1 protein-coding gene is annotated in these 237 nt (G+C 60.8%); it reads right to left on the reverse strand.

Translation table 11 applies throughout. The features are described from left to right. Positions 1 to 216 (reverse strand): superoxide dismutase (locus CVH10_RS24280; RefSeq protein ID WP_369336024.1); only part of this gene is annotated, 216 nt, incomplete at its 3' end. Positions 217 to 237 lie beyond the last annotated feature (21 nt).

Consider the following 237-nt stretch of genomic DNA (forward strand, 5'->3'; position numbering starts at 1 on the left):
GCCGTTGTTGCGCACGGCCTTGGGCGCGGTGGAGATGCTGGTGAAGATTTCCTCCAGCGACTTGCCCTTCAGGTTTTCGTCGGCATCGACGGCCTTGTTCAGGTTGTCGACATAGGTCTGGTGGTGCTTGTCGTGGTGGAAGGTCATCGTCTCCTTGTCGATGGCCGGCTCCAGCGCGTCATAGGCGTAGGGCAGCGGGGGCAGGGTGAAGGCCATGGAGAGCTCCTTTTTCCGACA

This window comes from Halomonas sp. ND22Bw (assembly GCF_003011945.1).
Lineage (GTDB): Bacteria > Pseudomonadota > Gammaproteobacteria > Pseudomonadales > Halomonadaceae > Halomonas > Halomonas halophila.